Origin of the sequence: Nocardioides ferulae, from assembly GCF_003660455.1 — a bacterium.
GTDB classification, from domain to species: Bacteria; Actinomycetota; Actinomycetes; order Propionibacteriales; family Nocardioidaceae; genus Nocardioides; species Nocardioides ferulae.
Genome location: NZ_QZVR01000001.1, coordinates 161,042 through 173,749, shown reverse-complemented (window position 1 = coordinate 173,749; position 12,708 = coordinate 161,042). Strand labels below are relative to the sequence as shown.

General features: G+C 74.6%; 10 protein-coding genes. 3 read left to right on the top strand and 7 right to left on the bottom strand.

What is annotated here, in order from left to right; genetic code table 11:
• Positions 1 to 66: 66 nt before the first annotated feature.
• From D6B71_RS22545 to D6B71_RS23690, 3 genes are read right to left on the bottom strand one after another with little or no spacing between them, the layout of a single operon-like run.
• Positions 67 to 1,839, bottom strand: coding sequence for a hypothetical protein (locus D6B71_RS22545; protein WP_164519487.1), 1,773 nt, complete (start codon positions 1,837 to 1,839; stop codon positions 67 to 69).
• 20 nt (positions 1,840 to 1,859) lie between these two features.
• Positions 1,860 to 3,878 (bottom strand): hypothetical protein, encoded by a 2,019-nt coding sequence (locus D6B71_RS00800; protein WP_121251062.1) that lies wholly within the window; start codon positions 3,876 to 3,878, stop codon positions 1,860 to 1,862.
• Positions 3,871 to 4,824, bottom strand: coding sequence for a class I SAM-dependent methyltransferase (locus D6B71_RS23690; RefSeq protein ID WP_121251060.1), 954 nt, complete (start codon positions 4,822 to 4,824; stop codon positions 3,871 to 3,873). Before D6B71_RS23690 ends, D6B71_RS00800 begins: the two co-directional genes overlap by 8 nt.
• A gap of 144 nt (positions 4,825 to 4,968) precedes the next feature.
• Between D6B71_RS23690 and D6B71_RS00790 the strand changes: the two genes are divergently transcribed.
• Complete coding sequence (locus tag D6B71_RS00790; protein ID WP_121251058.1) at positions 4,969 to 5,820, top strand: lysophospholipid acyltransferase family protein; 852 nt, start codon at positions 4,969 to 4,971, stop codon at positions 5,818 to 5,820.
• A gap of 117 nt (positions 5,821 to 5,937) precedes the next feature.
• Here D6B71_RS00790 and D6B71_RS00785 read toward each other — a convergent pair whose 3' ends face one another.
• Complete coding sequence (locus D6B71_RS00785) at positions 5,938 to 6,789, bottom strand: LpxL/LpxP family acyltransferase (RefSeq protein ID WP_164519486.1); 852 nt, start codon at positions 6,787 to 6,789, stop codon at positions 5,938 to 5,940.
• Positions 6,790 to 6,946: 157 nt separating this feature from the next.
• On the opposite strand from D6B71_RS00785, the gene D6B71_RS00780 reads away from it, so the two are divergent.
• Together D6B71_RS00780 and D6B71_RS00775 are read left to right on the top strand one after the other, a co-directional pair.
• Positions 6,947 to 7,732, top strand: a complete 786-nt coding sequence (locus D6B71_RS00780) for an enoyl-CoA hydratase/isomerase family protein (protein WP_121251054.1) — start codon at positions 6,947 to 6,949, stop codon at positions 7,730 to 7,732.
• Between the two features lie 87 nt (positions 7,733 to 7,819).
• Positions 7,820 to 9,331, top strand: a complete 1,512-nt coding sequence (locus D6B71_RS00775) for an ATP-dependent DNA ligase (protein WP_121251052.1) — start codon at positions 7,820 to 7,822, stop codon at positions 9,329 to 9,331.
• Positions 9,332 to 9,702: 371 nt separating this feature from the next.
• Here the strand turns inward: D6B71_RS00775 and D6B71_RS00770 are convergent, their stop codons facing one another.
• Genes D6B71_RS00770 through pyrR form a run of 3 tightly spaced genes read right to left on the bottom strand, consistent with a single transcriptional unit; the run spans position 9,703 to position 12,568 of the window.
• Positions 9,703 to 10,989 carry a dihydroorotase gene (locus D6B71_RS00770; RefSeq protein ID WP_121251050.1) on the bottom strand — a complete coding sequence of 429 codons (1,287 nt, stop codon included), beginning with the start codon at positions 10,987 to 10,989 and terminating at the stop codon, positions 9,703 to 9,705.
• The gene (locus D6B71_RS00765; protein ID WP_121251048.1) at positions 10,986 to 11,942 is read right to left on the bottom strand and encodes an aspartate carbamoyltransferase catalytic subunit; all 957 of its coding nucleotides are present in this window, start codon (positions 11,940 to 11,942) and stop codon (positions 10,986 to 10,988) included. The genes D6B71_RS00770 and D6B71_RS00765 overlap by 4 nt, the downstream gene beginning before the upstream one ends.
• Complete coding sequence (pyrR, locus tag D6B71_RS00760) at positions 11,939 to 12,568, bottom strand: bifunctional pyr operon transcriptional regulator/uracil phosphoribosyltransferase PyrR (RefSeq protein ID WP_121251046.1); 630 nt, start codon at positions 12,566 to 12,568, stop codon at positions 11,939 to 11,941. The genes D6B71_RS00765 and pyrR overlap by 4 nt, the downstream gene beginning before the upstream one ends.
• Positions 12,569 to 12,708 lie beyond the last annotated feature (140 nt).

The following is a 12,708-nucleotide window of genomic DNA, read 5'->3' as shown; positions in this document are numbered from 1 at the left end:
ATGTGAGGTTACGCACGGGTATGCCACACCCGTCGGGGGGAAGACGGGCCAGCGTCGAGCCGGGGCTCAGCGCGTGCGGCGCGGCGGGACCCGGACGGCGACGGCCGCGGAGCGGCCCGTCTCGTTGACGGCCAGCACCGACCAGGTGCGTCGCACCGCGGCCCGGCGGACTCGGTGGCGCCGGGCGTCGGCCGGCTTCACGACCTCGCGGCCGCCGGGCACGAGGAGCAGGTAGCCGGTCGGCGTCGCCCCGGCCGCCGGCGGGCGCCAGCGCAGCACCGCGCGTCGGGGTCCGAGGGTGCGCACCGTCACCCGCCGCGGTGGGCCCGGGAGTGTCGTGGCGGTGGGCGTGGCGGTCGGCGTGGTGGTGGGCGTGGCCGGCGGCGCGGCGGTGGGTCCCGGTGTCCCGGTGGGCTCCGGTGTGGTGGTGGGCTCCGGGTCCGGTGTGGCTGTGGGCGACGGTGGCGGTATGGGCGTCGGGTCCGGTGTGGCTGTGGGCGCCGGTGGCGGTGTGGGCGTGGGCGCGTTGATGCGCAGCGCCACCACGTCGCCGGCGACCGGCACCACCAGCGAGGTGCCCTCGGCCGAGGCGTTCGGAGCCGCACCGGTGGTGGGCTCGTGGACCAGCACGCGGGAGCGCTCGGCCAGGTGCAGCGTCACCGGCACCGGGTCGACGGGGAGCCGTTCGGTGGTCTGGGGGTCGTAGACGGCGACGTCGCGCCACAGCAGCAGCACGTGCTCGCCGTCGCGCTGCTGGACCAGCACGTAGCGCAGGTCGCGTGGCGCGCCGTCGACGCCGACGGTGAGCGCCTCCGGCTCGAAGGCCGGACCGGGGTCCTCGACCAGGTCGAGCAGCCGGCGCATCGCGTGGAAGGACGGCTTGGGCGTCAGGTCGTGGCGCAGCAGCCCGAAGCTGGCCTCGTGGTCGGCGCCCTCGGTGTCGGGACGCTGGTCGACCAGCTCGTAGGCGTAGAACCTGACGACCTCGCGGCCGTAGTGCTCGAGCAGCAGCCGCGGCAGGTAGCTGGCGATCACCGACTCCGGTGTCGGGCGGTGACCGGACTCGGTGCTCATCGCGTCGTGGTAGCCGCCCTCGGTGACGAAGACCGGCTGGCCGGGGACGACGATCCGCTCGGCGGCCAGCATCTGGTCGATGAGGTGGCTCGGGCGGCGGCCGCCCGGATAGAGGTGGACGTTGCCGTAGTCGGAGAACAGGCCCAGGTCGCCCAGCTCGGTGAACCCGCTGCGCAGGCCCAGGGCGGGAGCCAGGATCGGCAGGTCGGCGGTGGCCGGCTCGGCGCGGGCGGCCTGCCAGACCTGCTGCTGGTGGGTGCGCAGCTCGGTGACCCAGTCGAGGTCGGCGAGCTCGTTGATGTTCCACTCGTTGGCGCCCTCGAGCGACTCGACGACACCCTGCGGGAACTCGGCGGCGATGGCCTCGACGAGCCGCTCCGGGGTCTCCCAGGAGCCGGGCCGGGCCATGATCAGGTCGAACCTCAGCCCGGCGGCGCCCAGTTCGCGCAGCGTCTCGAAGAACCAGGGCCGCTGCAGGAACATCCGGTCGCGAAGGTGCCGCACCCCCAGCTCGGTGAGCGCCTCGAGCAGCCGGTCGGCCTCGGCGTACGGCGTGTCGAGGTAGGCGAAGTGGGTGTTGACGCCGAAGGCCTCGACCAGGCTGTCGGCCGGTCGGGCGGGCACGGTGCTCATCGCCGGGGCGGTCGTGGCCGCGGAGGACTGCCGGGCGGCACCGGCCGAGGTCGGGGCGACGAGGGTGAGCGCGAGCGCGGCGGTGGCCAGCAGGCAGAGCCCGGCCAGGCTGCGACGTCGTCCCCGAGACATGCGACCAGCGTAGGCGAGCGTCACCGGCGGGCCCGTGCGGCGAGCTCCAGGCGCACGCGGCGAGGCAGTCGGGCCCAGCGTGCTCGCTGCCCGTCCTGCCAGGCACGCACCTGCAGCACCGCGCGCCACGGCTGGCCGCTGACCACCGCCGAACCGGCCCGCCACGAGTTGTTGCGGCGCAGGCGACGGTCGCCGCGTCGCCACCGGGCGACGACGTCGGTGGTGGTGATCCGCTGGGCCACCGGCACGAACGGCGGCCAGATCTCCTCCTCCCACGGGAAGGAGCCCCAGGCCCGTGCCTCGGCCTTCGTGGGCTCGGTCCAGAAGGCCCGCAGCACGGCCTCGACGGCGCCACGCAGGTCGGCGTGGAGAGCGGACTCGTCGAGGTGCGGGGCGACCAGTTCGGCCACCCGGACGGCCACCGCCTGCATCTGCGGCAGCCCCCAGGCCAGCACCGGCTCGTTGTCGGCGGCGGCCAGCACCGGTTCGACCTCGTCCGGACCGACGCGGTAGCCGAGGGTGCGGCCGGTGGTGCCGGCGCAGAGCATCTCGACCAGCATGTTCGGGGCCTGGAACGCGGGCCAGGCGCCCGGGTTGCGCTGCCGGTCGAAGAGCCACGGTGTCATCCGGACGCCGTCCTCGCGGCGCGGGTCGGCGGCCGAGGGCAGGACGCCGAGCACGAGGTGCTCGGCCCGGCTGCCACCGCCGCGGGCGACCAGGTGGTCGAAGGCGGCGGCGGTGCGCCCCTCCCACCCGGCGTCCACCAGCGCGCTGGGCACCCCGTCGAGCAAGCCCTCCTGGCGCAGGTAGGCCAGCGTCTCCTGCGCGGTGCGCTCGGCCCCCTCGCGGACCACCGGGAGCAGCGGCTCGCGCTGGAGCAGGCCGGCGAGGTGGGTCCGCTCCTCCGCGGTGAGCGGGGTGTCCGCCCGGGAGGGGTCGGTGACCGGGTCGCCGACCAGGGCGTGCGCGCGCTCCGGGGTCAGGCCCACCCGGGCCAGGGCGGTGCGGGGGGTGAAGTCGAGGCGGGGCGTCGCCCACCGCTCGAGGACCACGTCGGAGGTCGCGCTGGCGCCGAAGATCCACGGCTGGCGGGAGCCGTGGAGGTAGCGCAGCTCCAGCTCGGGCGCCACCTGGGCCAGCACCGGGCGGGCCGCGTCGAGCATCACCTGACCGTCGCGCGCCACGAAGTAGAGCCGCTTCACGCCGAGCCGCCGGGCCTGACCCGCGACCCACAGCGCATAGCCGACCAGGAGCGGGGCGAACGCACCACTGCTCACCTCGGCGACCGGCGCCGGCACCCCCTGCTGTTGAGCCTCGAGCCTGGCCAGACGCGAGGCGCCCGCCAGCCAGGAGGTCAGCCCGCCGGTCGGGCGCGCGTGCTCCTCGAGCAGCCGCTCGTAGCGGCTGAGCCGCCCGGCCGGGACCCACCGCGCCGACCAGCCCTCGGCCCGGGCGCCGGCGACGTCGCTGCGCCGGTTGTCGCCCACGTGGTGGTAGTCCCCCGGGCCCAGGTCACGGGCGATCGCGGCGAAGAACCCGCCTCGGCTCTTGCTGTGCGGCCGGCCGGCGGAGGTCAGGACGCGATCCGCCGGCTGCACCAGGCCGGCGGCGTCCAGCAGGTCGCGCACCAGCTCCGGCGAGTGCGGGGTGTCGGAGACGAAGAGCACCTGGTCGGCCTCCGCGCGGGCCGCGGCCACCAGCGCCCGGGCGCCGGGCAGCGGCACCGAGAGCTCCCGCTCGAGCCGCTCCTCCTCCGCCACCCAGGCATCGACCCGCTCGGGGGGCTCGTTGAGAGCCGCCGCGGTCGCCGCGTGCACCTCGGGGAGCGGGGCGTGACGGCCGGTCAGCCGGGTCAGCTCGGCCTCGTAGCGCCGGCGCGCGGCCGCGAACCCGGCGGCGGTGCCGGTGAGCAACCCCCGCTCGGAGAGCCGGGCGGCGAGCAGGTCGAGGAGCGCCTCCGGGTCACCGACCCGGCGGGTGAGCAGGGTGTCGAAGACGTCGAAGGAGCGGATCCTGCGCCGCGGAGGCATCTCAGCCATGCCCCACCTCGGCTGTGGTGGCCGACGAACCGGCAGCGGCGGACGACGGGACCCGGGTGGCCACGAACAGGTCGCCGTCGAAGATGCCCAGCTCGGGGCGGTGCACGGGCGCGAACCGGGCGCGCAGGCCGGCCGCGGCGAGGTCGTCGACCAGGTCCCGGCCGAACACCCGGTAGGACTTGATGCCCTCGCCGCGGATCATCGGGTCGCCGTGGATGTGCATCGGCAGCACCAGCGGCAGGTCGGTGACCGGGTCGATGAGCCGCCAGGTGTGCTCGAGCGCCGGGTCGTAGGGCACCGTGAACAGGTAGCTCCCCGAGTCGGTGAGGCAGCGGGCGATCTCGCGGTGGGCCACGTCGGCGTACCGCACGTGTTCCATCACCTCGGAGGTGATCACGATGTCGAAGGAGCGGTCCGGGAACGGCATCCGCTCCAGGTCGACGTTGAGCATCCGCTCGTCGTCGAGCATCTCGCCGTTGTCGCGTCCGGGCAGGAACAGCGAGCGGACGACACCGGGGTGGTGACGCAGCCGCCGCGCGATCCGGCTGTGGGCGTCGGTGTCGAGGATGCGCAGGCCCTCCGGCAGGCGGTCGGCGAGCTCGTCGATGGTCTCGGCGTGCACCCCGCGCTCGGCCAGCGCCTCGAGGAGGGCCGCGGCCAGCACCCGGTCGCGCATCTTGGCGCCGCAGCCGCGGCAGCGGAGCGTCTCGCGCAACGGCTCGATGTGGTGGTGCCGGAAGGTGGCGAGGTCGGGCAGCTCGTAGTGCAGCGGCCCCTGGTGGCCACACAGGTTGCACCGAGCGACGGTGCGGCGGTGGTGCCGCCACGCTGCCAGGTTCTGCCGGTTCACCCGGTGGCCCAGGCGGCGCGGCTCGCGCACGGCCTGGCGGGCCACCTGCAGCACCAGCCGACGGGTCGAGAACGGCGGCGCCAACCGGCTGATCATCTGCTCCCCTTCCGGACCGTTGCGACTCTCCAACGCGCCCGGTCCCGCCAGGTCACGGCGTCGCGGCGCCACGACCGGACCAGTCCGCCGGGGCCAGCGGCCCGGCCCGGCGTGACCTCGACCGCGGTGCCGCGTTTGTCCGGCATGAGCAAGCGCGCCGAGGTCATCGCCGCAGTACGCCGCTCGCTGCCGGCGGCGACCGTCCCGCTGCGCGCCCGGGCCGGCGCCCGGCTGGCGGCCCGTGACCCGCGGGTCCGCGAGCGGGCTCGGCGCAGCATGGCGCTGCTCCTCGACCAGGTGCGGCCCGACGCCGACCTCGACGCGCTGGCCGAGCGCTACCTGGCCTACCAGGCCTGGCAGAACGAGGCCCGGTGGCACCACTCGCTCTGCGGTCCCCTGCACGTGGCGGGGCTCGACCGGCTGCACGCCATCCCCGGCGGCGTCGTGGTGAGCTTCCTGCACCACGGGCCGTTCCTGACCATCGGCTCCTCGCTGGGCCGGTCGGGGCGTGACATCCAGGCGATCGCGACCCCCGGCCTCTGCGGCGGTCGCCAGGCCCCCTGGGAGCGACAGACCCAGGCCGTCGCCGAGCGCGACTGCCACCTGTTCCCGGTGACCGAGGGCTCCGCCGGCATCAGGTCTCGCCTCGAGCAGGGCTCGGTCGTGGCCGTGGCGCTCGACGTACCGGGTCGCACCCCGGTCACCTTCCTCGGCAAGCAGCTGATCGGCTCCTCGGGCGCGACCCGCGCGGCGTACGCGACGGGCTGCCCGGTGGTCAACGCGACCATGCACCGCGCGGCGGACGGCACCCCGTTCTATCGGCTCGACGAGCCGCTCCACCCCGCCTCGTTCGAGAGCCCCGAGGCGATGCTCGGCGAGCTCCTGCGTCGTCAGGAGGAGTCGGTGCTCGCCTGGCCCGAGGCCTACTACGACCCGCTGACCAAGTGGCGGCTCGCCGAGGACCTCGCGGCTGAGCACGCCGACGACCGCGGCTGAGCGGCGCTGCAGGATCACCGGATATCCGATCGCCGCGCACCGCACGCGTTGCAGAGCGTGTGATGTGAACGGAGCGCGTGTGGAGTCGAGCCGTCCGGCCGATCGGCTCGGTCACTCTCACACCGCGGAGGCCGTCGCCGCCACGCCCGGGCTCCCCCACCGTTGCCGCGGCTCCTCGTAGGCCTCGGGCCAGGCGAGCACGGCCGGCTCGTGGATCGACAGCATCCGTCGCAGCAGCGCGTGGGCGTCGTCGAACTCGGCGGGGTCGAGCGGCTCGTGCACCCGGAAGTGCTCGCCGGCGGCGTCGCGGTGGCTGGTCACCACCAGCACCGGACGGCCGGTCTCGTGGGCCAGCCGGGCCGCGCCGAACGAGCCGAGTCGGCGGCGTCCGAGGAAGGTGACCTCGGTGCGTCCGGGCATGTCGCTGGCGATGGCGACCAACTGGCCGGCCTCGAGCCGGGCGCGCACCCCCGCCGAGCCCTCCGCGGAGCTGAACCCGCTGCAGCCACGGGTGCTGATCAGCGCGTGCTGGCGCAGCCACGGCGCCGCGTCGGGGTCGAAGAACCAGGGAGCCATCATCATCTGCAGGTGGTGGCCGTGCTGGGCGACCGAGAGCCCGACCCTCTCGAAGGGGCCGTGGTGGAGGAAGTTGAGCACCGCGCCCCCGTGCGCGGCGGCGAGGTGCTCGGCGCCCTCCACCCGCACGGCGGGACGGTGCACCTCGTAGTGCCAGCGGGTCTCGATCCGCCACCGCATGCAGGCGAGGTAGCCGCGGGCCAGCGCGTCGAGGTCGGCCTCGGGACGGACCGCGCCGACCAGGAAGTCCATGTGCTCGCGGGCCTGGGCCAGCACCCGCGGGTTGCGCAGGTCCTGGCGCAGCCGCAGCCGATGCAGGGTGGGGATCGCGGCCGCGGGCACGTGCGCGCGCACCTGCGCGGCGAGCAGGGTGCGGCGTCTCGCAGTGGCCATGCCGCTCCCCTCGTCTCCGATGTCGTCAGGTTGCCCCGATGCCCAGTTGCCCGGATGCCCGGATGCCCAGCGAACGAGGTGCCGGAGGCGGGGGTTACGGCGGCTGCCATCCTGAGCCTCACTAGAACAGGTTCTCGTCGCGGGTAGGCTGCCCGCCATGCCGCTCCAGGTCGACGACGCCCACCGGGTCCGCACGCTCACCCTCGACCGCCCCGAGGCGCTCAACGCGTTCGACGAGGCGCTGTACGACGCCACCACCGAGGCGCTTCGTGCGGCCGACGCCGATCCCGGCGTGGCCGTGGTGCTGTTGACCGGCCACGGGCGGGCGTTCAGCGCCGGCACCGACCTGGCGGAGATGCACGCCCGGGCCACCGACCCGGCGTTCGTGCCGGGCAAGCACGGGTTCCTCGGTCTGGTCGACGCACTGGCCGAGCTGTCCAAGCCCCTGGTGGTCGCGGTGAACGGGCTGGGCCTCGGCATCGGCGCCACCATCCTCGGCTTCGCCGACCTGGCGTTCATGGCCAGCAACGCCCGGCTCAAGTGCCCGTTCACCAGCCTCGGCGTCGCCCCGGAGGCGGCCTCCTCCTACCTGCTCCCCCGGCTCGTCGGGCGTCAGGACGCCGCCTGGATGCTGCTCTCGGCCGAGTGGGTCGACGCCGCGCAGGCGCGGGAGATGGGGCTGGTCTGGCGGGTCTGCGAACCCGACGACCTGCTGCCCGAGGCGCGGCGCCACGCCGAGCTGCTGGCCCGGCGGCCGATCTCGAGCCTGGTCGCGGTCAAGCGCACGATGACCGAGCCGCTGCGCGCCGGCATCGCGGCCGCCCGGGAGCGCGAGAACGCCGCGTTCGCGGAGCTGATGGGCGGCCCCGCCAACCTCGAGGCGCTCACCGCGTTCGCCGAGGGCCGCGAGCCTGACTTCACCTCGTTGCCTCCGGGCTGGTGACCTGACGCCGAGGGGTCACCCATTCCCGCGGACACGCCGTGTCGTCGGGAACGACTCACCCCTCGACCGGAGGGGCACCATGCTCTCGTGCTCCTCGCCGACGTCGTCGCCACCTCCGCCGCGGTCGCGGCCACCCGCTCCCGCAAGGCCAAGGTCGCCGCATTGGCCGACCTGCTCGGCCGCACCGACGAGGCCGAGGTCGAGACGGTCACGTCCTACCTCGCCGGCGCGCTGCGCCAGCGGCGTACCGGCCTCGGCTGGCGCAGCCTCGCGACCCTGCCCTCCCCCGCCGCCGCGCCGACCCTGACCGTGCTCGAGGTGCACGCCGCCTTCGACGCGATCGCGACCCTCGCGGGGGCCGGCTCGCAGGCGGCCCGGGCGGCCGCGGTCGCCGAGATCTTCGGGCGCGCCACCGAGGCGGAGCAGGCGTGGCTGCGAGGCCTGGTCACCGGCGAGGTGCGGCAGGGAGCGCTCGACGCGCTGGTGCAGGAGGCGGTCGCGGCCGCCGCCGGCGTCCCCCTGCCCGCGGTACGCCGGGCCTCGATGCTGGCGGGCTCGACGGTCGCCGTCGCGGTCGCCGCGCTCACCCGCGGCGAGGAGGCGCTGGCCGAGATCGGACTGCAGGTGGGACGGCCGGTGCTGCCGATGCTGGCCTCCAGCGCCCCGGACCTCGGCGCCGCGCTCGCGAAGGCCGGTGACGGCACCGTCGCCGTCGACACCAAGCTCGACGGCATCCGGATCCAGGTGCACCGCGACGGCGATGCCGTGCTGATCGCCACCCGCACCCTGGAGGACATCACCGCGCGTCTGCCCGAGGTCGTCGAGATCGCCCGGTCGCTGCCGGCCGAGCGGTTCGTGCTGGACGGCGAGGCGCTGGCGCTCGACGAGGCCGGCCGGCCGCGCCCGTTCCAGGAGACCGCGTCGCGCACCGCGCAGGCGACGGGCGTCGAGGTGACGCCGTACTTCTTCGACCTGCTCCACCTCGCCGGCGACGACCTGCTCGACGCCCCGGGCCGCGACCGGCTCGCCGCGCTGGAGGGGCTGGTGCCCGAGCGGTTCCGGGTGCCACGGGTGGTCACCGACGATGCCGAGGCCGCCGCCGCCCACCTGCGCTGGTCGCTGGACGCCGGCCACGAGGGCGTGGTGGTGAAGAACCTGGACGCCGGCTACGACGCCGGCCGGCGCGGCGCCGCGTGGGTAAAGGTGAAGCCCGTGCACACCCTCGACCTGGTGGTGCTGGCCGTCGAGTGGGGCAGCGGCCGCCGCCAGGGCTGGCTGTCGAACATCCACCTGGGCGCCCGCGACCCCGAGACCGGCGGGTTCGTGATGCTGGGCAAGACGTTCAAGGGCATGACCGACGAGATGCTCGCCTGGCAGACCGAGCGGTTCCTCGAGCTGGAGACCTCCCGCTCGTCGTACGTCGTGCACGTGCGGCCCGAGCAGGTGGTGGAGGTCGCTTTCGACGGGCTGCAGCGCTCGACCCGCTACCCCGGTGGGCTGGCGCTGCGCTTCGCGCGGGTGGTGCGCTACCGCGACGACAAGACCGCCGTCGAGGCAGACACGATCGAGACGGTCCGCTCCCTCGCCGGTCCGAGGTGAGTGAGCGACCCCGACCTGCCGCTCGTGGTGGGTGAACCCACGCCGACCTGCCACCCGTGGTGGGTGAACCCACGCCGACCCGCCACCCGTGGTGGGTGAACCCACGCCGACCCGCCACCCGTGGTGGGTGAACCCACGCCACCCGCCACCCGTGGTGGGTGAACCACGCCGACCTGCCACTCGTGGTCTGCCCCACGGGGTCGGATTCGGGCCAAGCGCTGCATCCCCCCGTCCACGAACGGCAGGTCACCGCCACCCCACCAACCACGAACGGCAGGTCACCGCCACCCCACCAACCACGAATGGCAGGTCAGCGGTCACCCGCCAACCACGAACGGCAGGTCAGCGGTCACCCACCAACCACGAGCGGGTCAGACCAGCTTGCCGTCGAGGACCGTCGGGCGGCCGCGCAGGAACGTGGCGACCACGCGGCCGGGCAGCTCCATGCCGGCGTACGGCGTGTTGCGCGACAGCGACGCCGACTCGGTCGCGTCGACCACCCGCCGCACCGACGGGTCGTAGAGGACGACGTTCGCCGGCGCGCCCTGCTCGATCGGCTGTCCGTGGTCGGCGACCCGGCCGATGCGCGCCGGCGCGTAGGAGAGCCGCTCGGCGACCCCGGCCCAGTCGAGCAGGCCGGTGTCGACCATGGTCTCCTGCACGATCGAGAGCGCGGTCTCGAGGCCGAGCATGCCGAACGCGGCGGCCGCCCACTCGCAGTCCTTGTCCTCGTGCGGGTGCGGGGCGTGGTCGGTGGCCACGATGTCGATCGTGCCGTCGGCCAGCCCGGCCCGCAGTGCCTCGGCGTCGGCGGCGGTGCGCAGCGGCGGGTTCACCTTGAAGATCGGGTCGTAGGTGGTGGCCCGCTCGTCGGTGAGCAGCAGGTGGTGCGGGCACGCCTCCGCGGTGACGTCGACGCCGCGCGCCTTCGCGTCGCGCACGATCCGCACCGACCCGGCGGTCGAGACGTGGCACACGTGCAGCCGCGAGCCGACGTGCTCGGCGAGCAGACAGTCGCGGGCGATGATCGCCTCCTCCGCCACCGCCGGCCAGCCGGCCAAGCCGAGCCGGCCGCTCAGCTCCCCCTCGTTCATCTGCGCGTTCTCGGTGAGCCGCGGCTCCTGGGCGTGCTGGGCGACGACCCCGTCGAAGGCCTTGACGTACTCCAGGGCCCGGCGCATCAGCACCGGGTCGTGCACGCACTTGCCGTCGTCGGAGAACACCCGCACCCGGGCGGCGGAGTCGGCCATCGCGCCGAGCTCGGCGAGCTTCTCGCCCTGCAGGCCCACGGTGACCGCGCCGACCGGGTAGACGTCGCAGTGGCCGGCCTCGCGGCCCAGCCGCCAGACCTGCTCGACGACGCCGGCGGTGTCGGCGACCGGGTCGGTGTTGGCCATCGCGTGCACGGCGGTGAAGCCGCCCAACGCGGCCGCGCGGGTGCCGGTCTCGACGGTCTCGGCATCCTCGCGGCCCGGCTCGCGCAGATGGGTGTGCAGGTCGACCAGGCCCGGCAGCGCGATCAGTCCGGTGCCGTCGACGACCTCGGCGCCGTCACCCTCGAGCGCGCTGCCGATGCCGGCGACGACGCCGTCGGCGAGCAGCAGGTCGGTGGGCTCGGCCCCCAGGATGCTGACGTTGCGGATCAGGTAGGTGCTCACTCGTCTCCTCCGGCGCTCGACCCGGGCGTGGCGCCGCCCAGCAGCAGGTACAGCACGGCCATCCGCACGGCGACGCCGTTGGTGACCTGCTCGACGATGACCGACCGGTTCGAGTCGGCGACGTCGGCGGTGATCTCCATGCCGCGGACCATCGGCCCGGGGTGCATGACGATCGTGTGGTCCTGCAGGGTCGCCATCCGGCGCCCGTCGAGGCCGTAGCGGCGGGAGTACTCCCGCGCGGTCGGGAAGAACCCGCCGTTCATCCGCTCGCGCTGCACGCGCAGCATCATCACCGCATCGGCCTTCGGCAGCACCGCGTCGAGGTCGTAGGACGTCTCGACCGGCCAGGTGTCGACGCCCACCGGGAACAGCGTGGGCGGCGCGACCAGGGTGACCTCGGCGCCGAGGGTACGCAGCAGCAGCGCGTTGGACCGTGCGACCCGGCTGTGCAGCACGTCGCCGACGATCGCGATGCGGCGTCCGTCGAGGCCGCCGCCGACACCGAGGTGGCGCCAGAGCGTGAACGCGTCGAGCAGTGCCTGGGTGGGGTGCTCGTGGGTGCCGTCGCCGGCGTTGACGACGCTGGAGTGCACCCAGCCCGAGTGCGCGAGACGGTACGGCGCGCCGCTGGCGCCGTGCCGGATGACGACAGCGTCGGCGCCCATCGCCTCGAGCGTGAGCGCGGTGTCCTTGAGGCTCTCGCCCTTCGACAGCGAGGAGCCCTTGGCGGAGAAGTTGATGACGTCGGCCGAGAGCCGCTTGGCGGCGGCCTCGAACGAGATGCGGGTGCGGGTGGAGTCCTCGAAGAACAGGTTGACCACGGTGCGTCCGCGCAGCGCGGGGAGCTTCTTGATCGGCCGGTCGGCCAGCGAACGCAGCTCGGCGGCGGTGCGCAGGATCAGCTCGGCGTCGTCGCGGGTCAGGTCGCCCGCACTGAGCAGGTGGCGGTTCACTCGGTCACCTCCGGCACGGCCGGGCCGTGGATCGTGACGGCGTCCTCGTCGTCGATGCCGGCCAGGGTGACCCGGACCCGCTCGACCAGCGAGGTGGGTAGGTTCTTGCCGACGAAGTCGGCGCGGATCGGCAGTTCCCGGTGGCCGCGGTCGACCAGGACGGCCAGCCGGACCGCCCGCGGCCGGCCGATGTCGCCGAGGGCGTCGAGGGCGGCGCGGATCGTGCGGCCGGAGAAGAGCACGTCGTCGACCAGCACGACGGTCTTGCCGTCGACGCCGCCGGCCGGGATCTCGGTGGGCAGCAGCGCCCGGGCGGGCTTCATCCGCAGGTCGTCGCGGTACATCGTGATGTCGAGCGAGCCGACCGGGACGGCTTCGCCCTCGACGGCGGCGATCCGCTCGGCGATCCGGTGCGCGAGCGGCACGCCCCGGCTCGGGATGCCGAGCAGCACCAGGTCGTCGGCGCCCTTGTTGCGCTCGAGGATCTCGTGCGAGATGCGGCTCAGGGCCCGGGCGATGTCATGGGCGTCGAGGACCACCCGGCCGGGAGGCGCCGCAGCGGCGGCGGGGGTGGGGGTGGAGCTGGTCGGGGTCGATGACCCCTCGGGGGCAGGCGGCGCACACACAGGCGCGTGACCTCCTTCTCCGCCTCACGGGACGGCTCGTTAAAGGATGTCGAACGCCCTGACCCTAGCAGTCGGCTGCGGTCCGCGACGTGCGGCACCGGCGGCGGTGTGTGGGGAGCACCGCCGCCGGCCCGGGGGGC